The sequence below is a fragment of the Streptococcus thoraltensis DSM 12221 genome, assembly GCF_000380145.1.
GTDB lineage: Bacteria > Bacillota > Bacilli > Lactobacillales > Streptococcaceae > Streptococcus > Streptococcus thoraltensis.
Genome location: NZ_KB904609.1, coordinates 93,001 through 115,372, shown reverse-complemented (window position 1 = coordinate 115,372; position 22,372 = coordinate 93,001). Strand labels below are relative to the sequence as shown.

21 protein-coding genes and 1 pseudogene are annotated in these 22,372 nt (G+C 40.6%); 16 read left to right on the top strand and 6 right to left on the bottom strand.

All coding sequences use genetic code 11. The annotated features are described in order from the left end of the window. Positions 1–169: 169 nt before the first annotated feature. The 4 genes from dusB to A3IA_RS0107410 form a co-directional block, all read right to left on the bottom strand. Positions 170–1,147: a tRNA dihydrouridine synthase DusB gene (gene dusB, locus A3IA_RS0107425; protein WP_018380698.1), complete on the bottom strand. Its 978-nt coding sequence runs from the start codon at positions 1,145–1,147 to the stop codon at positions 170–172. Then, positions 1,134–2,006, bottom strand: coding sequence for an Hsp33 family molecular chaperone HslO (gene hslO, locus A3IA_RS0107420; RefSeq protein ID WP_026217618.1), 873 nt, complete (start codon positions 2,004–2,006; stop codon positions 1,134–1,136). The genes dusB and hslO overlap by 14 nt, the downstream gene beginning before the upstream one ends. An 87-nt stretch (positions 2,007–2,093) precedes the next feature. Next, entirely contained in the window at positions 2,094–3,368 is a 1,275-nt protein-coding gene (locus tag A3IA_RS0107415) for a toxic anion resistance protein (protein ID WP_018380696.1), read from the bottom strand. Between the two features lie 23 nt (positions 3,369–3,391). Next, complete coding sequence (locus A3IA_RS0107410) at positions 3,392–4,120, bottom strand: hypothetical protein (RefSeq protein ID WP_018380695.1); 729 nt, start codon at positions 4,118–4,120, stop codon at positions 3,392–3,394. Positions 4,121–4,252: 132 nt separating this feature from the next. Here A3IA_RS0107410 and A3IA_RS0107405 point away from each other — a divergent pair, with 132 nt between their 5' ends. The 8 genes and pseudogenes from A3IA_RS0107405 to lacD all read left to right on the top strand — a co-directional run bounded on the left by A3IA_RS0107405 (position 4,253) and on the right by lacD (position 12,197). Next, positions 4,253–4,585: a hypothetical protein gene (locus A3IA_RS0107405; protein ID WP_018380694.1), complete on the top strand. Its 333-nt coding sequence runs from the start codon at positions 4,253–4,255 to the stop codon at positions 4,583–4,585. 63 nt (positions 4,586–4,648) lie between these two features. Next, on the top strand, positions 4,649–5,089 hold the full coding sequence (locus A3IA_RS0107400) for a hypothetical protein (protein ID WP_156802422.1): 441 nt from the start codon (positions 4,649–4,651) through the stop codon (positions 5,087–5,089). A gap of 7 nt (positions 5,090–5,096) precedes the next feature. Then, positions 5,097–5,909 carry a hypothetical protein gene (locus A3IA_RS0107395; protein WP_018380692.1) on the top strand — a complete coding sequence of 271 codons (813 nt, stop codon included), beginning with the start codon at positions 5,097–5,099 and terminating at the stop codon, positions 5,907–5,909. A gap of 817 nt (positions 5,910–6,726) precedes the next feature. After that, positions 6,727–8,019, top strand: a complete 1,293-nt coding sequence (locus tag A3IA_RS0107390; RefSeq protein WP_026217617.1) for an adenylosuccinate synthase — start codon at positions 6,727–6,729, stop codon at positions 8,017–8,019. A 260-nt stretch (positions 8,020–8,279) separates the two neighbouring features. Continuing rightward, positions 8,280–8,512 (top strand): annotated as a pseudogene (locus A3IA_RS12690) (IS110 family transposase); the annotation flags it as partial. Between the two features lie 785 nt (positions 8,513–9,297). Continuing rightward, on the top strand, positions 9,298–10,017 hold the full coding sequence (locus tag A3IA_RS0107380; RefSeq protein WP_018380689.1) for a GntR family transcriptional regulator: 720 nt from the start codon (positions 9,298–9,300) through the stop codon (positions 10,015–10,017). Positions 10,018–10,026: 9 nt separating this feature from the next. Next, a complete protein-coding gene (locus tag A3IA_RS0107375; protein WP_018380688.1) occupies positions 10,027–11,202 on the top strand; it encodes an AgaS family sugar isomerase in 1,176 nt (391 codons plus the stop codon). Between the two features lie 8 nt (positions 11,203–11,210). Beyond that, on the top strand, positions 11,211–12,197 hold the full coding sequence (gene lacD, locus A3IA_RS0107370) for a tagatose-bisphosphate aldolase (protein ID WP_018380687.1): 987 nt from the start codon (positions 11,211–11,213) through the stop codon (positions 12,195–12,197). Between the two features lie 59 nt (positions 12,198–12,256). Here lacD and A3IA_RS0107365 read toward each other — a convergent pair whose 3' ends face one another. Next, positions 12,257–12,970 carry a GntR family transcriptional regulator gene (locus A3IA_RS0107365; RefSeq protein ID WP_018380686.1) on the bottom strand — a complete coding sequence of 238 codons (714 nt, stop codon included), beginning with the start codon at positions 12,968–12,970 and terminating at the stop codon, positions 12,257–12,259. A gap of 142 nt (positions 12,971–13,112) precedes the next feature. Between A3IA_RS0107365 and A3IA_RS0107360 the strand changes: the two genes are divergently transcribed. The 5 genes from A3IA_RS0107360 to A3IA_RS0107340 all read left to right on the top strand — a co-directional run bounded on the left by A3IA_RS0107360 (position 13,113) and on the right by A3IA_RS0107340 (position 17,930). Further along, complete coding sequence (locus tag A3IA_RS0107360; protein ID WP_018380685.1) at positions 13,113–14,897, top strand: glycoside hydrolase family 35 protein; 1,785 nt, start codon at positions 13,113–13,115, stop codon at positions 14,895–14,897. Continuing rightward, complete coding sequence (locus A3IA_RS0107355; protein WP_018380684.1) at positions 14,894–15,379, top strand: PTS sugar transporter subunit IIB; 486 nt, start codon at positions 14,894–14,896, stop codon at positions 15,377–15,379. Before A3IA_RS0107360 ends, A3IA_RS0107355 begins: the two co-directional genes overlap by 4 nt. Before the next feature lie 438 nt (positions 15,380–15,817). Further along, entirely contained in the window at positions 15,818–16,720 is a 903-nt protein-coding gene (locus tag A3IA_RS0107350) for a PTS mannose/fructose/sorbose/N-acetylgalactosamine transporter subunit IIC (RefSeq protein WP_018380683.1), read from the top strand. After that, positions 16,707–17,516 carry a PTS system mannose/fructose/sorbose family transporter subunit IID gene (locus A3IA_RS0107345; protein ID WP_018380682.1) on the top strand — a complete coding sequence of 270 codons (810 nt, stop codon included), beginning with the start codon at positions 16,707–16,709 and terminating at the stop codon, positions 17,514–17,516. The genes A3IA_RS0107350 and A3IA_RS0107345 overlap by 14 nt, the downstream gene beginning before the upstream one ends. 12 nt (positions 17,517–17,528) lie before the next feature. After that, positions 17,529–17,930 (top strand): PTS sugar transporter subunit IIA, encoded by a 402-nt coding sequence (locus A3IA_RS0107340; RefSeq protein ID WP_018380681.1) that lies wholly within the window; start codon positions 17,529–17,531, stop codon positions 17,928–17,930. A gap of 506 nt (positions 17,931–18,436) precedes the next feature. Here A3IA_RS0107340 and A3IA_RS0107335 read toward each other — a convergent pair. Further along, complete coding sequence (locus A3IA_RS0107335; RefSeq protein WP_018380680.1) at positions 18,437–19,324, bottom strand: RluA family pseudouridine synthase; 888 nt, start codon at positions 19,322–19,324, stop codon at positions 18,437–18,439. A 109-nt stretch (positions 19,325–19,433) separates the two neighbouring features. Here A3IA_RS0107335 and pbp2a point away from each other — a divergent pair, with 109 nt between their 5' ends. The 3 genes from pbp2a to secE are packed head-to-tail and all read left to right on the top strand — an operon-like array spanning position 19,434 to position 22,219. After that, positions 19,434–21,830 (top strand): penicillin-binding protein PBP2A, encoded by a 2,397-nt coding sequence (gene pbp2a, locus A3IA_RS0107330; protein WP_018380679.1) that lies wholly within the window; start codon positions 19,434–19,436, stop codon positions 21,828–21,830. A gap of 48 nt (positions 21,831–21,878) precedes the next feature. Further along, positions 21,879–22,031, top strand: a complete 153-nt coding sequence (rpmG, locus tag A3IA_RS12685; RefSeq protein ID WP_082785116.1) for a 50S ribosomal protein L33 — start codon at positions 21,879–21,881, stop codon at positions 22,029–22,031. Positions 22,032–22,042: 11 nt separating this feature from the next. Beyond that, positions 22,043–22,219: a preprotein translocase subunit SecE gene (gene secE / locus A3IA_RS0107325; protein ID WP_018380678.1), complete on the top strand. Its 177-nt coding sequence runs from the start codon at positions 22,043–22,045 to the stop codon at positions 22,217–22,219. Positions 22,220–22,372: the final 153 nt, after the last annotated feature.

Sequence of the window (22,372 nt, the reverse complement as noted above, 5' to 3'; positions counted from 1 at the left end):
TAATAAGTCTCTGATTGATTCAGAGACTTTTCGCATGCTTATATAGCCAAAAGAATGGCTCATTGTCAACTGTAGTGGGTTGACAATGAGCCCAAAAAAAGAGAACCAACCTGATTCTCTCTCGTGCTTAATATAAGTCACCCACTACAGTTGATAAGGAGCCTTATTTTTATCGAATCGTATTGAATAAGTCTTGAACTTCTTGGAAGCTCTCTGCACGTGAAACGGCGCCACGGACTTTAGCTGCGCCTGCTGTACCACGCAAGTAGTGAGGGGCAAGTCCACGGAATTCACGGACAGCAATCATTTCACCTTTGAGCTCAACCAAGCGTTTGAGGTGGTCTTCAGCGATGTCTAATTTCTTAGCAAATGGTAATTCTGGTAATTCTTCGCCGGTTTCGAAGAAGTGATTGATTTGTGTAAAGATGTACGGGTTGTTCATGGCAGCACGACCAACCATAACGGCATCAACGCCGATTTCTTCAATCATAAATTTTGCATCATGAACAGTTTTGACATCACCATTTCCGATAAATGGAATTTTTGTGATAGCTTTGGAAACGCGAGCCAGTGTTTCATGGTCACAATGTCCGCGGTACATTTGCTCGCGCGTACGACCGTGCATGGCAAGGGCAGAGACGCCAGCAGACTCCGCAGCAAGGGCGTTTTCCACAGCAAGCGAGCTGTCAGCCCAGCCTGTACGCATTTTCACAGTTAAGGGGATATCAAGGACAGATGTCACTTCGCTAACGATGTGGTAAATCTTGTCTGGATCCTTGAGCCATTTGGCACCGGCTTCGTTTTTGACGACCTTGTTAACTGGACACCCCATATTGATGTCAACAATATCAGCTTTAGTATTGGCTTGGATAAAGTCAGCGGCACGTTTTAGGCCTTCGGCATCACTACCGAAGAGCTGGATTGACATTGGGTGTTCATTTTCGTCAATGTGGAGCATGTGGAGAGTCTTTTCGTTGTTGTAGAGCAATCCTTTTTCAGAAATCATCTCCATGACAACAAGTCCTGCTCCAAACTCCTTAGCGATGGTACGAAAGGCAGAATTAGTAACCCCTGCCATAGGTGCTAAGACCGTACGGTGCGGGATTTCGACGTTTCCAATCATAAATGATGAATTAAGCTTTGTCACGGATAATAGCCTCCAAATCATCTTGGTTAAATTGATATTTTGTGCCACAGAACTGACAAACAATTTCAGCGCCTCGGTCTTTTTCTTTCATGTCTTCTAGATCAGCAACTGGTAGCGTGGCGAGGGCTGATTCAAAGCGGTGGCGTGAGCAGTCGCAGTTGAAACCGATGCTTTCTTCTGAAAGGCGTTTATATGGTTCATCACCGTAGATAGCTGATAGCAGGGCGTCAATGTGGTCTTTCGATTCAAGGAGCGTTGAAATGGCTGGCATGTTTTGGATACGCTTCTCGTAGCGGCTGATTTCTTCCTCAGTCGCACCTGGAAGGACCTGAAGCATGAAGCCACCTGCGACTTTGACTTGGTCATTTTCATCTAGGAGGACGTTAAGGCCTACAGCAGAAGGGGTTTGCTCACTTTCTGTTAGGTAGAAGGCTAGGTCTTCGCCGATTTCACCTGAGACGATAGGGGTTGTTGATGTGTAGGGATTTCCAGTACCATAATCAACGATGACAACGAATTGACCAGCGCCCATGAAAGGACCGACGAGAACTTCGCCAGTGGCTGTTTTCTTAATATCAACGCCGGTATTTTGGATATAACCTTTAACATTTCCTTTAGTATCTGCTACGGAGATGATATGACCAAAAGAGCTGTTACCAATGACTTTGACGGTGATTTTACTGTCGCCTTTTTGGTTAGCAGCTAAGATTTGGTTGGCAATGAGGGTACGCCCAAGGGCAACCGTTGATGATGATAGGGTTTGGTGATTAGCTTGTGCTTGTCTAACAGTCTCAGTGCTGTCAAGGACGTAAGCCCTGAAGGCACCTGACTCTGAAATTGATTTGATTAATTTATCCATAGGCTTTATTTTACCATATTTATCAGCATTTTTGGGCAAGTGAAAACTCCTCAATTGAGGAGTTCAGGTCTTGAAATAGATGGTTTTTTACGGCTTATCTGGTGCAACATCATCTGATTCCACGTCTTTTTGCACTTCTTTTCCTTCATTAAGGAGGGCTTGGACAATCTTTTGGTCGCGGAGTTTGACAGAATCGTTGATGGTTTCAGCTGATTTGACGATAGCTGTTTCGAGTTGAGCTCTCTGCTTACGGCCGTTGTCAATGGCGGCAATGATGCCATTATTTTGTTCAACGAGACTTTCAGCCAGTGCAGTGACTGACTCGATAGACATGGTCGGGCTCTGTGCTGAGCGCTCAAGTGCAGGAATAGCTTCCTTGCTGGTTTGTGCTAGCATTTCAAGAGCGGCATTATTAGCGTTAACAATGGCATCTGCAGTTGCGCCAGATTTAACAGACTGTTGCAACATTCCCAATTGAGCGATTGAGAGCTTCATAGTTGGAATGGTATTGCGACGGAGCATGCCGAGCTTTTGGCGCATGTCAGATGATACTTTGACCAGATTACGCATCTGGGGCGTCGTCGTCCATGCTACGTAGAGACGGCTCATATATTCAGTGTGTTGTTGTTCCAAAGTGTTGACAACTTCAGTCATGCGAGCCAATTCTTCAGTCTTAGCGTGAAATTCTGGGTCAGCATTGTCCAATAGAGCGACTTGCTTTTGCAGCTCGCTCGCACGTTTGGCTCCCTCGTTCTGGGTGGCTTCTAGGAAGGCGATGACACCAACTAAGTTCTCGATAGATTCGGTGTTGTCCTCAATGAGCATTTCAGCGGACACGATATTACGTGCTAAAGTTTCTTCTTGCTTGACTACAGTAGCGGCCATGCTATCCATTTTTTGCTCGATATTTTTTGAGTCGAAGTAGAATTCTTGTAAGCTAGATTTGCTTTTGTTAAAAATCTTTTCGATAAAGTTTGGTTTTTTCTCTAATTTAGCAGGTTTGACGTCCTTGTATTTAGCGATGAAACCGTTGAGCTCACGATTAGTAGCAGCAAGTAGGTCATCCACTTGTGGGATTTCTAATTTCTTCTGCTCAGAGAGAATGTGATTCACTGTCTTGTTGACTTCTTCAACAGCAGAAGTTCCAAAGTCCAAGAGGTAGTTTTGGTCATCTATAAAGGCATCGACAAGAGCAGGAGCTTTAGCTTCGATAGCTGATTTTTGTTCGGGTGATAATTTTTCTAAAAAGGCAATTTGTCCTGTGGTTGTTGCTGGTTCAGAAGCGATAATTTCAGTGGTTTTGTCTGTTTTGGCGACAGCACTATTAGCAATTTTATCAATATCAAAGTTAAATTCGGCCATGTGAGTTTCCTTTTCTTTTTATTTTATACTTTATCACGCATCATGCGTAGACTGACGTCAAAGTCTTTGAGTCCAGATTCGTTGAGTTGACGCAGGGTCTCATCTAATTCTAAGTCAAACTGTTGCAGTGCTTCTTTGGCTTCTGCTAACCGTTCTTCTGCGTTGTAATAATCTTTGGGTGATTCTTTAATTTTAAGATAGCCTGTGAGAATATCGTCGAAACGTCGCATGTTGTTTTCATGCAGGGCAGTCAGTTCAGCTCGATTATCAGCTTCTTTGATTTTATCCATAATGGTGCGGTGATCACGTTGGATATTATGGTAAATAGTCGTCAGTTCTGGGGCACGTTTTAGAAGTTTTGTCTCTTCTTCACTAGCCGGTTCCAAGTCAGTGGCGATGTGAAGGCGTTCCAATTGTAGGGTGACATCTGCCTTGACATCGTTGGCTTTTTTGGTAACCCGACGATAGATTTTAAGATCCATGTTATTTTTTAAAACTTCTGATTCAGCTGTAATCTGGTCTAATTTGGGTAATAACTGGCGGGCAACAATGCTATATTGTGTGTAATCTTGATCGGCTAAGTAATTATCCAAGAGCCTCACTTGACGGTCGGCTTGCTGAATGGTATCTTTTAAATCTTGCAAACGTAGGTTTGTATTTCGCCTTTGGAGAGCCGTTGGACGGTTTGTTATATAGTAAGTACCAAGTCCAGAAATAGTAATTAAAACGATAAGGATGAGAAGGAATTCCATGCATACCAATCACTTTCTAATCTTTTGAATGTAATAATATTGTACTCCAAAGCGCCCTTGAATACAATTCTAAACTCAAAGCGGCGTTAAAAGATGCTAGAAAATATGATATAGTTAAATGAGGAGGACTTAATGGGGGAGAAAAGTAAGACATCACAGGTCAGTTTTGACCAGTTAGCGACCCAATTAGCTCAAGATTATTTTACGAGACGATTGCGGAGCAGTAAGAGGCGCTATCGATGGTTGATCGCTAGTGTCACTCTTGTCTTGGGGGTGCTAGTGTTAATTTTTGCGCTTAAGCTCTATAAGAATCGCGATTTGTCTGAACAGGCTTTGAGAAAGCATGTACAAGAGTATGTAGCGTCTAGGTCTTCTGACTTTCGTTTTCAGTGGACGGAACAAAGAGTTGAGAAGTTAGTGGCTAAAAATAGCCCAAAGAGTACAACTTTGGCAACCATTTATTAGAAATATGGTAAAGCTACAGATGCGAAAGTCATTCCTGAAGAAGCTAGCGCTGATGGTTTTAGGTTGATTTATCAAGAGAACTATTTTGACCAATCCCTTCCTTATCAGATGGTCGAGTTGTCCTTTAAAAAAATTGATGGGGATTTTCGCTTGTTTGCTAAAAAAGCTCAATTGAAGATGACGACTTATCAGTCAGATTGGGGACATGTTTTTGACTTGACCCAAGAAGACATTGCTGATTTAAAGACAGGCTACATGGGCGTTGATGCCTCAAATTATCCGACAGCACAGAGCATCCTAGCGCAATTTGGTAAACCAAATAGTATTGATTACAACATGTCTGAGCTGAATTCAGATATGCACTGGTATTACTATCATCCTGAGGCTGAAACATGGCATTCAGATGATTATGTGGTGATGGCGTTTCAAAAGTACCCTGAAGATCAGGATTACCATTTGAGTATGATTACAGCGGTATTTGACGGTGTCAAGGTGAGAAAGTAGGCGAAACATGACAGAAAATGGGAAAGGACATGATTTTGAGCAGCTAGCTAGTGACTTGGAAAAAGATCAAACGAAACGACAAATTGGAGCGCTTCTTTTTCCCTATCGTTACCTTTTAGCGATGTTACTGCTAGCTGTGATGATTGGCAGTGGCTATCTGGCTTATCAGAGCTGGCTGAGGAGGGACTACTCGCCAAAGGAACTCAAAGCCTATGTTAGTTCTTTAAAGGCGAAGTCAATCTTCGATTATCGGTTTGATTGGACAGTATCAGATGTTGAACGGCTAGTCTACACTAAGGATGGTCATCTAGGAACGTCTCTCAAAGCGGTCTTGAAAGAACATGGCAAGCCTTCTGATGTGACTATTGATGATAGGGCTTCAGATAGAGATGGTATCTTGGTTATTTATGACAAAGATGCCTTTACAGATAAGCATAGTCGGACAGATATTGCCTTGTTTTTTTCTAGAGTAAATGGTGTTTATCACCTAGATGACCAGATAACAAGGCTCCCACACCCAAATTATCCAGAAGCTGGCGCTAGAGGGTCGAAACATGTTATGACGCATCAAGACTATTTAGCTCTAAGGGTTGAAGATAGCTCTAAAAGTGTGAAAGGGGTATCGGTTGATGATGTTTATCAAAGTTTTGGTAAACCCAGCTGGTCACGCTTTATACCGTCCAGATACGGGGATAGCATCTTCTTTCATTACCCTTTTGAAGGTGGTCAGCAAAATATATCTCTTAATTTTAAAAAAGCAAAAGACAGTGTTTATCGTTTGGAGTATAAGACGATACAGCCTGTTGAAAAGAAAAATTGACCACAACTCATTGTGGACAGTTTGAAGAAAATACCCAAAATAGACTTTTTTCAATCTTTTTTCTTTTTAGCCAAAACTAAAAAAACACTAAAAACATTAAAATAACAGTGTTTCTAAACCTTTCATTATCGTCAAATGAATTAACTTTCACAACAAGGAATAGAAAAGACGCAGAACAGTACTTGATACTCTTCAAAAATCAAAAGCAGACCTTGTTGACTTGATTTGATGAAGACAGTTCTATCGGCTATCTGTGTCGCCTAGTCTGCTCTTGATTTTCATTGAGCATGAGTAGGGCAGGTCGAAAGTACCGATCTATCAACGTTAATTCAAAAGACGATATTATCTGCCTCCCTGCTATATCTCCCTAGATATCACATTTCATGGGTCTGTCTGCGTGCAAATCATAACTCATTGTGGTTTTTTAAATAGTCATTGTCTATTTTATAGTCAAATGAATTAACTTTTGGACAAGGAACAGAAAGGCGCGGAACAGTACTTGAGTACGGCAAGTCGAAGTGATGGTGTATCACAGTTAATTCAAAACATTATAATTGTATGTTAGGAGGGAGCCGCTATAGTTAGGGACTTGAAAGCTAATCCTGTGTCTAATAAAATTCGGAAATTGTCTTGTTTTTTAAGTGGATGAGGCATTCTTTAATAGAAATTACTCGATTTTTTATGTTTTGTGGAAAAAGTTTTCGGTTTTTGCTATAATGGGGTGTAAGATAAACTTGCAGGTGAGATTCCTGCCAATAGTTTTTCAGAAAAGGAGCAGGGTTTAGCTCAGCTATTGAGCAAGATCCGAATCAAATATATGACATCAGTAGTTGTTGTTGGTACCCAATGGGGTGACGAAGGTAAAGGTAAAATCACGGATTTCTTATCATCAGATGCGGAAGTCATCGCTCGCTATCAAGGTGGTGACAATGCAGGTCACACAATTGTGATTGATGGTAAGAAATTCAAGCTTCACTTGATTCCGTCAGGGATTTTCTTCAAGGAAAAAATCTCAGTTATCGGTAACGGTGTGGTTGTTAATCCGAAATCTTTGGTCAAAGAATTGAACTATCTCCACGAAGAAGGGGTAACAACTGATAATCTTCGTATCTCAGACCGCGCCCATGTTATTCTTCCTTACCACATCAAGCTTGATCAACTTCAAGAAGAGGCTAAAGGTGATAACAAAATCGGTACAACCATCAAAGGAATCGGTCCGGCCTATATGGATAAGGCTGCGCGTGTTGGTATTCGTATCGCAGATCTTTTGGACAGAGACATCTTTGCGGAACGCCTTAAGACGAACTTAGCAGAGAAAAATCGTCTCTTTGAAAAAATGTATGAATCAGATCCATTGGCATTTGAAGATATTTTCGAAGAATACTACCAATATGGTCAAGAAATCAAGCAATATGTCACAGACACATCTGTTATTCTTAACGATGCACTTGATGGTGGGAAACGTGTCCTTTTTGAAGGTGCACAAGGGGTTATGCTGGATATTGACCAAGGAACTTACCCATTTGTAACGTCATCAAACCCAGTTGCTGGTGGTGTGACTATCGGTTCTGGTGTAGGTCCATCTAAAATCAACAAAGTTGTTGGGGTATGTAAAGCCTACACAAGTCGTGTTGGTGACGGTCCCTTCCCAACAGAGCTTTTTGATACTGTTGGTGACCGTATTCGTGAAGTCGGTAAAGAATACGGCACAACAACTGGTCGCCCACGTCGTGTTGGCTGGTTTGATTCTGTTGTTATGCGTCATAGCCGTCGTGTGTCAGGAATTACAAATCTCTCACTTAACTCAATTGACGTCCTTTCAGGACTTGACACGGTTAAAATCTGCGTCGCTTACGACCTTGATGGTGAACGCATTGATCACTATCCAGCAAGTCTTGAACAACTCAAACGTTGCAAACCAATTTACGAGGAGCTTCCAGGCTGGTCTGAAGATATTACAGGCGTACGCAGCCTAGAAGAGCTTCCAGAAAATGCTCGTCACTATGTTCGCCGAATTGGCGAATTGGTAGGTGTTCGTATTTCTACTTTCTCAGTAGGTCCAGGACGTGAGCAAACTAATATCTTGGAATCTGTTTGGGCTAATAGTTAAATCCTAATCTGCTGAAGACAATAGGCAGATATTAGAGTAGGACACCGTTGTCCTCTTTAAAGGATAGTTGCTTTTAAGTGTTAAAATTAATCATATATTGGAGGCTGGAACTAATGTTTCAGGCCTCTTTTTTAGTTCTCAAAAGTGAGGAGTTCTTTAGTGGTCACATTTTGCCAGTGGTAAAATAAAAAAGAAAACAAAGTTGGTTTTCCAGACTATAGACAAGACTTCTAAACGATGAGAAGTTGAAAAGTGTAAATAAACACATCAACAAGCGTGGCAATCCTTACGCCAGAAAGATTCTTTTCAAGTGTATTCATAAGATCGCTTCTGCTAACGACACCAAGCCTTGCCCTATCGCAGATTTCTATGAGAAAGGAAAAGACAATCGCAGATGCCTTCAACCAAGCCACACACGATCGCCTCTATGCATCGTTTCATCAAGACAATGTATTACCTCATTACGTATAACCCAGTCGACGATTATAAATGAGCCAAAAATCAATAGACTTACTTATGCCATATTATTGTGTTACCTATCAAAAAAATTCAACATAAGGTGCAGAACGTAGACAAACCCCTGAAACTTTGATATTTCGGAACATCTCGCAGGGAAATGGGGAATAATTGAAGTCTCAAAAACGTTGAAATAACAGCGTTTTTGAGACTTTTTGTTTTTGGCTACTAAGAAAAAAGATTGGAGGAAAATGTCCAAAATAGACTTTTTCTTCAAGCTGGGTCTTGTTTTTGCAGGCACTTTTGAAACTATCAAAGCAAGAAAAACATACTCTTAGAAATGGTGATTGATACGCAATGAAAATCAGACCAGGTGACGTCTATGCAAATAGAACTGAAGGCCATCAAGTCAATAAGGTCGGAACGTGATTTTCGAAAAGTATTAGTAAACGTTCTGACAGTTTTCTTTTCTCCAAGAAAGTGAAAAAGGTTGACGACAAGTTCTATTTTAAACAAGTTTCGTCAATCTAAGAAAACATCAAGTTGATTTTTCAAAGTTAGTGATAAGTCACTGACAACCGATAAGTTTCCCTTCAAAAAAAAGGGCGCATTCTATGCTTTTATGTAAGGCTTAGCCCTAGATTGTTACTGTATTTTGACCGGTTTGTCTTCCTTATGGATGTTTATCTTTACAGCTGGTCTGATAATAAGCGTAGCTTCACTGCTTATCCTATGCCTAGTGATTCCATTTTTGGGCTTGACAAGGCGACAAAATATATTATATACTTAAACTGGTTATAACAAGTTAGAAAGGAACTTTTCATGACTATTAATAAGCCTTTGTATCTTAAGATGGTAGATACTCTTGAATTAATGATTAGAGATTCAATGGCGCCACATGATAAACTGCCATCTGAGCGTGAACTTAGCGAGTCCTTTGATGTTAGTCGTATTACAGTTCGTCAAGCTTTGAAGGAATTGGAAGCTAGAGGTTTTATATATAAGAAGCAGGGTAAGGGAACCTTCGTTTCCAGTATTGAGAATGTCAAAACAGACTTATCATCAGCTTACAGCTTTACAGAACAGATGAAAAAGTTAGGGAAAAAGCCGGAAACGAAAATTTTGTCCTTTGAAAAAGTGCAGGTGACCCCCTATCTAGCTACCTATCTCAATATGGAATTGGGAAGCGAAGTATTTGAGTTAGAACGCTTGAGGTTGGCAGATGGGCTACCTCTCATGTTTGAAAGGACTTATATGCCTGCGGCTCTCTTTAAAGGCTTGTCTGAGGAAAATTTACCGAAAAAACCGCTTTATGACATTTTTGCACAAGATTTTAAGCAAACCATTAGAGTTGCAGAGGAGGAATTTTCAGCTAGTATTGCACTAGATTACGAGGCTGACCTTTTAGACATCAAAAAAGGTTCAGCTGTTTTGCAGATAACCCGTAGAACTTACAATGATAAAAATATTATGATTGAGTTTACGTTGAGTACCGCACGCGCCGATCAATTTCGTTATCACATTACTCATCAACCATCTTAGGAGGTTTTTATGTTTCAATTATCCATAGAAGAATTAGAAAAATTAGGTGCAGCTATCACTACTCGTGAAATTAAGCAGCAGCCAGAACTGTGGCTAGAAGCCTTTGAAAATTACAAGCATCAGAAAGACGCTATTGATAAGTTTTTAGAAAGCGTCCTTGCTTCAAGCAATGGTCAGCCAGTTAAAGTCATCTTTACAGGAGCAGGCACATCAGAATACGTTGGAAATAGTATTGTGAGCTACTTGCAGACTAAGGGAAATCGCGAAGACTTTTTATTCTCAAGTGTCGCTACAACCGATATTGTAGCAGCACCGCACTATTATTTTTATCCTGAAGATACGGTTTTATTAGTATCCTTTGCTCGAAGTGGTAATAGTCCTGAAAGTTTGGCTGCAGTAGATTTGGCAAATCAATTCATTGACAATATTTTTCACCTCAGCATTACTTGTGCCGAAGATGGTGAATTAGCAAAAGCGGCTAAAAGTCAGGACAATCATTACCTCTTATTACAACCGAGCCGTTCCAATGATGCTGGTTTTGCCATGACAGGAAGTTTTTCTTGTATGATGTTATCAGCTTTATTGGTGTTTGATCGGTCCTTGTCTGATGATGCTAAAGGAAGTTATGTTAAAACAGCGTCAATCTTGGCTGAATCTGTCATTGAACGTGAAGCAGAATTACAGGCTTTAGTTGACGTAGACTTTGATCGTGTCGTTTATATCGGTTCAGGTAGCCTGTCTGGTTTAACTAGGGAGGCTCAATTGAAGCTTCTAGAATTAACAGCAGGGAAAATTGTAACCGTTTTCGATTCTTCGATGGGCTTCCGTCATGGTCCAAAATCCTTTGTCAATGACAAGACGATTGTGATTGGGTTTGTCAACAATCATCCTTATGTTCGTCAGTATGATTTGGATATTTTAGAAGAAGTCTATGCGGATAATATTGCCGTTAAAACCTTGGCGCTTATCCAAGGAGATGGGTCAGCCTTTTCAGGGGATGCGTTTACATTTGCCGCTCATGAGATATTACCAGATGCCTATCTAGCTTTGCCATATATTTTGGTAGCTCAAACGATTGCTCTACTATCTTCTATCAAAGTAAACAATCTTCCTGATACCCCATCTGCAACAGGAACAGTTAACCGTGTCGTTAAAGGGGTAACGATTCATGATTATAAACAGTAGGAGGTCTTATGGCTTTAACATTAACGGAAACTAAATACCAATCAATGAAGCAGCTGAGTGATAATGGTATCATTTCTGCTCTTGCTTTTGACCAACGGGGAGCTCTTAAACGCATGATGGCAAAACATCAAGCGCAGGAGCCAACGATTGAACAAATAGAAGAACTTAAAAGTCTGGTTTCAGAAGAATTGACACAATACGCTTCTTCAATCCTTCTTGATCCTGAATATGGACTTCCTGCGATAAAAGTCCGTCACGAAGATGCAGGATTGCTTCTAGCTTATGAAAAAACAGGTTATGATGTGACAACAACAAGCCGTTTACCAGACTGCCTTGATGTTTGGTCAGCCAAACGCATCAAAGAAGCTGGCGCTGATGCGGTGAAATTTTTGCTTTACTATGATGTGGATGGTGACGAAGCTGTTAACGAGCAGAAGAAGGCTTATATTGAACGTATCGGTTCAGAATGCAAGGCTGAAGACATTCCTTTTTACTTGGAAATTCTCACTTATGATGAAGGAATTTCAGACAATAATAGCGCAGCTTTTGCCAAAGTGAAGGCACATAAAGTTAACGGTGCAATGAAAATCTTTTCACAAGAACGCTTTGGTGTTGATGTGTTAAAAGTAGAAGTTCCTGTCAATATGAATTTTGTGGAAGGATTTGCAGAGGGAGAGTTTGTCTATACGAAAGAGGAGGCAGAGCAAGCCTTTCGTGAACAAGAGGCAGCTAGTGAGCTTCCTTATATCTATTTGAGTGCGGGTGTGTCCGCTAAGCTCTTCCAAGAAACCCTTAAGTTTGCGGCGGAATCAGGTGCTAAATTTAATGGCGTTCTTTGTGGTCGTGCTACATGGTCTGGAGCGGTTCCTGTTTACATTACAGATGGTCCAGAGGCAGCTCGAGAATGGCTTCGTACTGAAGGTTTAAAAAATATCAATGAACTCAATAAAGTTCTTCAAGAAACGGCTACCTCATGGGAAGATAAAGTGAAGTAGTTCTACCTTGATGTTCTGATGGATGAATAATAATAGAACAGGACGCATCATTAGACGAGTTAATGAGAGGAAATTTTGAATTTATAATAATCCCAACGTTTATAGGTTTCGATATATTCTAAGATGCGATTACTTTTCTTTTGACGTGTCGTACGAATTTGTAAGACAACAGGCTCTTTCGCATTGAGTTTTAACTGTTCCGCTACTGCTTCTGGATAAGACAGACAAATTTCGTTGGTTTCTTCGAAAGCTTCGTCACTCATAATGATATTGAAATCCTTTTTGAACAATTGGTATATCGATTTAAACTGCTCTTTGTCTGCATGAGCCTCTTTAACAAAATCATGAGGCAAGTAGGTGTGGTGGTAGATATATGGATTTCCCTGAGCCGTTCTTAGACGTATGACTTGGTAGTAGTATTCGGTTTTATGTAGACCTAACCGGCTTAAATACTTGGGATGGTTTCCTTTAGTCACACTTAAAACGATGGTGTCATCTTGCGATGGGTGAAATAATTCAATATCAGAAAACTTGACCAGCGTTTCTAAACGAGAGCGTGAAACAAAGGTTCCCACCCCTTGTTTGCGTTTAACCAACCCCTCTTTTTCTAACTCATTTAAGGCTCTGATAGCAGTGATCGAGCTAACGTTAAAAGCAGAGACTAATTCAGATTCGGTATGAAATTTGTCACCTTCTTGAAAGTTACCAGATAAAATTTGGTTCTGTAAGTTTTTTTTGAGCTTTAGATATTTAGGTTCTTTGCTTAGTTTCATATCCTTTTCATCCTGTGTTTCAAATAATCTGTTCAATTATAGCAAAAAATCTAAAAAAATAGTACATCTAACTTGATATGACAAGTTGGATGTACTATTATATCAATAAAAAGAAAGCGATTACAAATCAAGGAGGTGCTCGGTGAGTAAGTTCACGATTGGGGAAGACTTTTACCTAGATGGTCGTCCTTTTAAAATACTATCTGGCGCAATACACTATTTTAGAGTTCCAAAAGCTAGCTGGTACCACTCCTTATACAACCTGAAGGCTCTAGGGTTTAACACTGTTGAAACCTATGTTCCATGGAATAGACACGAATCTAAAGAAGGCGAATATGATTTTTCAAAAAATTTAGATTTAGATGCTTTTTTAACTATGGCGCAGGAACTAGGGTTGTATGCCATTGTCCGACCAAGTCCCTATATTTGTGCAGAATGGGAATTTGGAGGGTTACCCGCTTGGCTGATTGAAAAACAAGTTAAAGTGCGCTCAGATGATCCTAAATTTTTAGCTTATGTTGAAAGATATTATAAGGTGTTGCTACCGAAGTTGGCAAAGCATCAACTTGAACAGGGCGGAAATATCTTGATGTTCCAAGTTGAAAATGAGTATGGCTCCTATGGGGAGAATAAACGCTACCTTCGGGCTTTGAAGAAACTAATGGAGGAAAATGGTTTATCGGCTCCATTCTTCACATCAGACGGTGCTTGGCAAGCGACGATGAGAGCTGGCAGCTTGATCGATGACGATGTTCTTGTTACCGGAAATTTTGGCTCAAAAGCGAAACTGAACTTTGCTAGGATGCGTTCGTTTTTCCAGCAACATGGGAAAAAATGGCCTTTAATGAGTATGGAGTTTTGGGACGGTTGGTTCAATCGTTGGAAAGAACCAATGATACGGCGTGATCCAGAAGAATTGGCGGATTCGGTTATGGAGGTCTTGGAAGAGGGAAGCATTAATCTCTATATGTTCCATGGCGGAACCAACTTTGGTTTTATGAATGGCGCATCTGCGAGACGAGATAGGGATTTACCCCAGGTAACATCTTACGATTATGACGCTATTTTAGATGAAGCTGGTAATCCTAGCCCCAAGTTTTATGCGCTTCAAAAACGCTTGAAAGTGGCTTATCCTGATTTAGATTATAAAGAGCCTCTGGTGAAAGAAAGTATGGCACTAGCTGATATTTCTTTAAAACGAAAGGTGACTTTAAAAGATACCTTAGCCCACTTATCGACTTCACGGGAAAGCTTCTATCCTCAAAACATGGAAGCATTGGGGCAGGCAACAGGATATATCTTTTATCGAACTCGTTTACCTCGTGACCATGAAGAGGAAAGACTTCGTGTTATTGATGCTAGAGATCGAATCCATGTTTTCTTAGATGATCAGAAAGTGGCGACTCAATATCAAGACGAAATTGGTGCTGACATCATGATTAAGCAAGAAACAAGTGACAGTCGGATTGATATTTTAGTGGAAAATATGGGGCGTGTGACTTACGGACACAAGTTAGAAGCCTCAACACAGAGCAAGGGGCTTGGTCGTGGTCTGATGGCGGATTTGCATTTTGTAGGTGGTTGGGAGCAGTATCCACTACCTCTTGATAACATTGAAAAGATTTCCTATGAGGGACAGTGGCAGGAGGGGCTTCCAAGCTTCTATGAGTTTGAATTTGACTGTCAAAGTCCTAAAGATACTTACATTGATCTGTCGTCATTTGGTAAGGGTGTCGTATTTATCAATGGCTATCATTTGGGAAGGTTTTGGCAAGTTGGTCCAACCTTATCACTCTATCTACCGGGTGTTCTCATTAAAAAAGGTCGAAATATTATTACCGTCTTCGAAACAGAAGGCATCTATCACAATCGCTTATCCTTAAAAAATCACCCTATTTATAAGGAAATGGAAGGAGAAAACTTATGACAATTGTTGCAGCTCGTATTGATGGTCGTTTAATTCACGGTCAGGTGGCTAATCTGTGGACAACGAAATTAAATATCAGCCGAATTATGGTTGTTGATAATGATATTGTTAATAATGACTTGGAAAAAACAGGTTTGAAATTAGCAACGCCAGCCGGTGTTAAATTATCAATTTTAACAGAGGAAAAAGCGGCTGCCAATATTTTAGCAGGGCGTTATGATTCACAGCGTCTCTTGATTGTTGCGCGCCGACCAGATCGCTTTTTAGCACTGATGGAAAAAGGCGTATCTATCCCGGAACTCAATGTTGGAAATATGTCACAAACACCAGAAACACGTGCAGTTTCTCGTTCAGTTAATGTAGTGGATGAGGATATCGAAATCTTTGAAGCGATTCATGCTAAAGGAACGAAAATCATTCATCAAATGGTTCCAAATGACAGTGCTCAGGATTTCATGATTTTGCTTGAAAAAGTAAGATAGGGATTAGTAGAAGTATTGTTTTTTCTAAAGGCATTCATCTAAAGGGATTATGAAAAAAGTCAATGGTTTTGAGGTGGCACACGCTCATTCATTTCTGGGAAGCAAGGACAATGCCTCACGAGCCTGTCTTGCAAGATTTTAAAGGTTCAACTCTCTAGAGACTTTTATTGTTCTTGTTGCTTCTCTTTCCGTTTCAGGGGAATGCTTCTCTTTGACATCAAACACAGGCTTATAATATGAGTTGAAACTGAAGTGAACGCCTGTTGCCCATCTTCTCATCGTAGGCGTTTGGGCGATTTGAAGGATTTTTTGCTATCACTGGTTAATGCCTAACTGTTGTTTGTCGTGCCTTGGATGGCAACAATATCTTTTTTAGGGTTATCCTTTTGTTTTCAGTGCTTATTTCTGCCTTTGGCATTTTATTTAGGAGGTTTCATCATGATTGAATGGTGGCAAATTTTATTACTTACTTTATATTCAGCTTATCAAATCTTAGACGAGCTGACCATTAACTCCTCTGCTGGGTCCCCTGTTTTTGCCGGATTTATTTCTGGATTGATTATGGGAGATATGACAACGGGTCTGATTATCGGTGGTAGTCTTCAGTTATTAGTTTTAGGTGTTGGTACTTTTGGTGGGGCTTCACGTATTGATGCCACATCAGGTGCGGTTTTGGCAACGGCTTTCTCTGTTGGACAAGGAATTAAACCGGAACTGGCCGTTTCAACGATTGCCGTTCCAGTAGCAGCTCTCTTGGTTTACACTGATATTCTAGGACGTTTTTCAACAACTTATTTCGCACATCGTATCGATAAACACGTTGATAATTTCAACTACAAGGCTATTGAACGCAACTATCTTTTAGGTGCAGTGCCATGGGCTCTTTCTCGTGCGCTTCCTGTTTTCCTCGCTCTCGCTCTTGGTGGTCGTGCTGTTGAAACTATGGTAAATACAATTGCTGATTACCAATGGATTGCCGACGGTTTGACACTGGCTGGTAAAATGCTTCCAGGTCTTGGGTTTGCTATTTTGCTTCATTACTTGCCAGTCAAGAAAAACTTACACTATTTGGTACTTGGTTTCGGCTTGACTGCTATGTTGACAACGATTTATGGTAACTTACAAACTGTTTCTACAACTTTGGGTGGTATCATTGGTGAATCAGGGCTTAAAGAAACTGTTTTCGATGCATCGCCATTCAAAGGTCTTCCAATGATTGGTATTGCTATTATCGGTGCCGCTCTTGCGACAATACACTATAAAAATGGACAAAATGTGACAGTTGTTGAACATACAACACAAGTTTCTGAAAGTGGGGAAATCGAAGATGACGAAATCTAATTACAAATTAACAAAAGCAGATTTTAATCAAATTAATAAACGTAGTCTCTTTACTTTCCAATGGGGATGGAACTATGAGCGTATGCAGGGGTCAGGTTATCTTTATCTTATTTTGCCTCAACTGCGCAAAATTTATGGAGATGGCACACCAGAATTGAAAGAAATGATGAAAACACATGTTCAATTCTTTAATACGTCAAATTTCTTCCATACCATCATTACTGGTATCGACCTAGCTTTGGAAGAAAATGAAGGGGTGTCGTCTAAAGATGCGGTTAATGGGGTTAAAACAGGTTTGATGGGACCTTTTGCTCCGATTGGTGACTCACTTTTTGCTTCACTTGTTCCGTCAATTATGGGATCTGTTGCAGCTTCACTAGCATCAAATGGTAACCCAATTGGGGTATTCCTCTGGGTAGCTGTCAACATTGCGATTATGGTCTTTCGTTGGAAACAACTGGAATTCGCTTATAAAGAAGGTACCAAGCTGGTAACGACTATGCGTGACAAGTTGAGTGCCTTGGTTGATGCGGCATCTGTCATGGGGGTATTCATGGTTGGTGCTTTAATTGCAACGATGATTAATTTCAAATTCATTGCTGAGCCGCACATTGGAGATAAGGTCATCAATATCCAAGATCTATTCGACCAAATCTTCCCACGTTTGGTACCAGCATTGTTCACAGGATTAGTCTTCTGGTTGCTAGGCCGTAAAGGTATGAGTTCAACAAAAGCTATTTTGATTATTATCATTTTTGCCCTTTTGATGTCATACTTCAAGATTTTAGGTGTTTAATAGGAGGTAAATTTGGCAAAAGATTTAATTTTAATAAGTCATGGTCATTTTAGTGAAGAACTTAAAAAAAGCACCGAGATGATTATGGGACCGCAAGAAAATATCCACACTGTTTGCTTGCTTCCAGAAGAGGGGCCAAAAGAGTTTGAACAAAAACTTTTGCAAACTATTGAGGGGCTTGATGAGTTCGTTATGTTAGCAGATTTGATGGGAGGAACTCCTTGTAATGTGGCAGGACAACTTCTGATGAAGGGCTATCATTATGACTTGTACGCCGGCATGAATATGCCAATGGTTGTCGGTTTCATTAACAGCTACCTTATTGGTGAAAGCATTGATTTAAAAATCTTCGGTGCTGAAAATATCCATCATGTCAATGATCTCTTAGCTATGACAGATGATGAAGATGAGTAATCCAGTCCCTTCTATGGGACTGTTTTAGTGACGACAAAGCTAAGCGATTAGTGAACTTGAACTGAGAAGGGCTTTTAGGCTTTTTGTCAACTGTAGCGGGTGACTTATCGTTAAGTGTGAGAGAATCCTATTGGTTCTCTCATTTTGCCTATGCACAGCAAGGAGTATTGAGGCTTTCTGATGTGAGTTTTGTCGTTTTTCATTAGAAGTCATATGAAACCTTTTGCTCGTACTGAAAAAGCCCCATAACCCTTGCAGTGGTGTTACCACTACAGAAATGATAGAGCTTCTAACAGAGAGGTTAGGTGGTTTCTTTGAATAGTCTTTTGAATAAACTTTGATACCTTGTCACTTTCGACTTGCCCATACTCTTTGCAAAGCAAAAGCAGACTTGTTGACTTGATGTGATGAAGACAGTTCTATCTGCTATCTGTGTCGCCTAGTCTGCTTTTGATTTTTATTGAGTATCAAGTACTGTCCGCGGCTTTCTGTTCCTTGTCTGGAAGTTAATTCATTTGACTATGTTTACTGGCTATTGCTAGGCAGTCTTCAAACGTTTTTGACTTAGCTGAAACACGGACTGTTTCAAGAGTTAGTGGATGTGTAAAAGATAGCTCGTGTGCATGCAACATCAGCCGTCCTTTTGACTTTGTGTGGTAGAGGGGATCACCTAAGATGGGATGATCGTCATGACTGAGATGGACTCGGATTTGATGGGTGCGTCCTGTATCTAGCTGACAGTTGATGAGGCTCGTTGTGCCAAAAGCTTTGAGGACTTGGACGTGAGTGACAGCCTTTTGCCCTTTTCGTCTATCCACCACTCGCTTGCGCCGGTCGTGACGATGACGACCGATTGCTTGGCGGTAGGTCAGTTTTTTGTCAGAAAAATGCCCTTGGACCAATGCCCAGTACTGGCGCTTGATCTTCTTATTTTCCAAAAGTCGGTTTAGGATTGGAAGAATAAAAGGATTTTTAGCGAAAAGCACGGCACCACTGGTCTCCATATCTAGGCGATGAACAACATAGCAGGTCTGTTCTACAAAGGCAGAAACATGATTTAAAAGAGCAATCTCAGTTGGTTCATTGCCATGTGTTTTCATGCCCTCAGGCTTGTTCACAATGATGATATGCTCATCTTGATAGAGACAATCAACCAGTTGAGCCTCCCCAAAAGGAATTTCTTTAGTGGGATAATCCTCCTCATCGAAGGTGAGTTCAACGGTGTCTCCCAGTTCAACTGGACTTTGCCAATTGATCAATTCATGATTAACACGAACGTGTTTTTTGGTTCGTAGGAAGTGTCTTATCTTACGCGGGATTAAAAAATGTTCTTCTAAGAGTTCCTTAACCGTTGTCTCGGAATAAGGGTTTTGAATGCTTACCGTAAATGTCATAGAGATATTATAACATCTTAGCAAGGGAATGCTTAACTGAACCTTACTTGTACCTTCCAGTAACAGTTTTTTTAGGAAAATCTTCTTGGAAAATTGATATAATAGGCTTATGACAATATTTGATAAATGGAAAAAGAGCTTAAAAAATCTTCTTTCGACCGATAAACAGATTGATAATCCTGAATCAGATGTTTATGATTTGGATGATCTTGAGGATTATTCTAACAATAAGAACACTGATGAAACGCAAGTTTATCAAGGGTTTACAAGGGGTAGCTCTAAAAAGAACAAAGAAAAATCAAGGCGATTTGATAGGTCAAGCCGCCATAAAGAACGAGGATACCATGGTCAAGGACATAGGGTGAGTCTCTTGGATAGGTTGGTTAAGAGATACCCTAAGTTAGCAATCTTGCGTAAGATTATCCCTGCGCGCGATTCCTGGATTCGACGCTTTTGGCGCCGTTACCACATTGGAAAGATTATCCTCTTGATGGGAGCGATTTTTAGTTTGGTTGTCGGTTCTTATCTTTTTTATTTGTCTAAGACAGCCGATGTGGAAGATTTACAGTCAGCCTTGAAAGCGACCACTCTTATCTATGACAAGAATGAAGAGCAGGTAGGTAGTCTGTCTGGGCAAAAGGGAACTTATGTGGAGCTAGATGCCATCAGTGATAACCTTAAAAAGGCAGTCATTTCAACAGAGGATAGGAGCTTTTATAAAAACAATGGGATTAACTTCTCTCGGTTTGCCTTAGCGATTGTTACCATGGGGAAATTTGGGGGTGGCTCGACTATCACTCAGCAGTTAGCTAAAAATGCCTATTTGTCTCAAGAGCAGACTATCACTCGTAAAGCAAAAGAATTCTTCCTAGCGTTAGAGTTGACCAAACAATATAGTAAGGATGAGATTCTCACGATGTATCTCAATAATGCTTATTTTGGAAATAGCGTTTGGGGGGTTGAAGATGCAAGTCACAAGTATTTTGGTGTCAGTGCGGCAGAGTTGACCTTGGAGCAGTCGGCTATTTTAGCAGGTATGCTCAAGGGACCAGAAATTTACAATCCGATTTATTCCCTTGAAAATGCGACCAACCGTCGAAATACAGTTCTTGGCGTTATGGTAGATGCTAAGGCTATCAGTCAAGCAGAAGCAGAACAAGCTGCCAGCGTTGATATTTCAAGCGAACTTGTCGATAATTACAGTGGAACGTCAGACACCTACCAATACCCATCCTATTTCGATGCCGTTATTCAAGAAGCCACGCAAAAATACGGCTTAACCGAAGATGATATTGTTAATAAGGGTTACAGGGTTTACACAGAATTAGACCAGAACTATCAGGTAGGGATGCAGTATGTCTATGACGAACCATCCTATTTCCCAGTTGCAGAAGACGGTGAATCATCACAGGGTGCAAGTGTTGCTATGGATCCTAAGACAGGTGCGGTTAGAGGTTTGGTGGGGCGTGTTTCTAGTACCAGTCAATCCTTTAGAAGTTTCAACTATGCGACTCAAGCAAAACGCAGTCCAGGATCTGCGATAAAACCGCTTGTAGCCTATGCCCCAGCAGTCGCTAATGGTTATTCTATTAATAAATTATTGCCAAATACGCCGATTGATTATGACGGTTATCGACCTGAAAACTTTGGTGGTTATGAATCTGAGGATGTTCCCATGTACCAAGCCTTGGCGAATTCTTATAACATTCCAGCAGTTCATCTTGTAGATAAAATGGGTGTGTCTAAAGCCTTTAGCTATGGTAAAAAATTCGGTCTTAAAATGTCAGGTGTCAATCATGAACTTGGAGTTGCTCTTGGGGGAAGTGTAACGACAAGCCCACTTGAAATGGCTCAAGCCTATTCAGCTTTTGCTAACGATGGCGTCATGCCCAAAGCCCACTTGATTACCCGAATTGAAACCGCTAGTGGAAAAATCATCAAGCAGTTTAAAGAATCGAATCAACGTGTCATTAGCCAAAGTGTTAGCAAGAAAATGACCAGCATGATGTTGGGAACTTTCTCCAATGGTTCAGCGGTTAATGCCAATGCCTATGGTTATACCATGGCTGGTAAGACTGGGACAACAGAAACAGAGTTTAATGCTGATTTAACCAGTGACCAGTGGGTTATTGGCTACACGCCAGATGTTGTCTTGAGTCAGTGGATTGGTTTTGAAAAGACTGATGAAACACACTATCTGACTGGAGCAAGTTCTGGAACGGCTTCTACCATCTTCAGTGCCGTTGCAAGCAATGTCCTACCTTATACCGCTGGCACAAGCTTTACTGCGGAAAATGCCTATATTTCAGATGGTCTTGTACCAACCTACACGGCAAATCCAGAAGAAGCAGAAGAAAGCACCGCACCTAAAGTTTCGAATATTTTTGATGACCTTAAAAAAGGAGCAGAGTCTGCAAAAGATACCTTTGATCGGGCGGTTCAAGATGCTAATCTAGAAGACAAGGCTAGACAAGTGTGGAATACCATCGAAGGCTGGTTGAACTAGCTTGCCACAATCTCTGAATTATGGTAAAGTAAAGGTTACGGAGGCGTTATGGCACAGAAAAAAGCAAGCCTAGCGTGTGCAGAGTGTGGAAGTCGAAATTACTCTATCGGAGTTTCAAGTAATCCAAAACCAACACGACTAGAAGTTAATAAATTTTGTAAACATTGTCAAAAATATACACTACACAAAGAAACAAGATAGGAGAAAAAACAGTGACATTTATTCCAGGTATTTTTAAAGTTTTAAAAGATACAACATGGCCAGATCGAAAACAACGATGGAAAGATTTTCTTGCTGTTTTAGAATACACTGTTTTTTTCACGCTTGTCATCTTCTTGTTTGATAAGTTGATTTCAACAGGCATTCTTTCTATCTTGAAGATGTTTTAATCAAAAACAAGTCAGTAAATGTACGGATTTTCAACAACTAGAGACGACGTCTAGCGATTGAAATGGAGTGCGAAAACTGACTTGTTTTTTTGATTTTCAGTGGTCATAGAGCTCTCTAGTATGGTATAATGAAGTCGTAGACGTAGCCATGGA

What these genes read in the sequence shown, in the direction of transcription:
- hslO (WP_026217618.1), bottom strand. Translation starts at nt 2,006, where the DNA reads ATGGATAAATTAATCAAATCAATTTCAGAGTCAGGTGCCTTCAGGGCT.
- rpmG (WP_082785116.1), top strand. Translation starts at nt 21,879, where the DNA reads ATGGCACAGAAAAAAGCAAGCCTAGCGTGTGCAGAGTGTGGAAGTCGA.
- pbp2a (WP_018380679.1), top strand. Translation starts at nt 19,434, where the DNA reads ATGACAATATTTGATAAATGGAAAAAGAGCTTAAAAAATCTTCTTTCG.
- A3IA_RS0107335 (WP_018380680.1), bottom strand. Translation starts at nt 19,324, where the DNA reads ATGACATTTACGGTAAGCATTCAAAACCCTTATTCCGAGACAACGGTT.
- A3IA_RS0107365 (WP_018380686.1), bottom strand. Translation starts at nt 12,970, where the DNA reads ATGAAACTAAGCAAAGAACCTAAATATCTAAAGCTCAAAAAAAACTTA.
- A3IA_RS0107410 (WP_018380695.1), bottom strand. Translation starts at nt 4,120, where the DNA reads ATGGAATTCCTTCTCATCCTTATCGTTTTAATTACTATTTCTGGACTT.
- A3IA_RS0107405 (WP_018380694.1), top strand. Translation starts at nt 4,253, where the DNA reads ATGGGGGAGAAAAGTAAGACATCACAGGTCAGTTTTGACCAGTTAGCG.
- A3IA_RS0107350 (WP_018380683.1), top strand. Translation starts at nt 15,818, where the DNA reads ATGATTGAATGGTGGCAAATTTTATTACTTACTTTATATTCAGCTTAT.
- A3IA_RS0107395 (WP_018380692.1), top strand. Translation starts at nt 5,097, where the DNA reads ATGACAGAAAATGGGAAAGGACATGATTTTGAGCAGCTAGCTAGTGAC.
- A3IA_RS0107380 (WP_018380689.1), top strand. Translation starts at nt 9,298, where the DNA reads ATGACTATTAATAAGCCTTTGTATCTTAAGATGGTAGATACTCTTGAA.
- A3IA_RS0107345 (WP_018380682.1), top strand. Translation starts at nt 16,707, where the DNA reads ATGACGAAATCTAATTACAAATTAACAAAAGCAGATTTTAATCAAATT.
- A3IA_RS0107415 (WP_018380696.1), bottom strand. Translation starts at nt 3,368, where the DNA reads ATGGCCGAATTTAACTTTGATATTGATAAAATTGCTAATAGTGCTGTC.
- A3IA_RS0107375 (WP_018380688.1), top strand. Translation starts at nt 10,027, where the DNA reads ATGTTTCAATTATCCATAGAAGAATTAGAAAAATTAGGTGCAGCTATC.
- lacD (WP_018380687.1), top strand. Translation starts at nt 11,211, where the DNA reads ATGGCTTTAACATTAACGGAAACTAAATACCAATCAATGAAGCAGCTG.
- A3IA_RS0107355 (WP_018380684.1), top strand. Translation starts at nt 14,894, where the DNA reads ATGACAATTGTTGCAGCTCGTATTGATGGTCGTTTAATTCACGGTCAG.
- A3IA_RS0107390 (WP_026217617.1), top strand. Translation starts at nt 6,727, where the DNA reads ATGACATCAGTAGTTGTTGTTGGTACCCAATGGGGTGACGAAGGTAAA.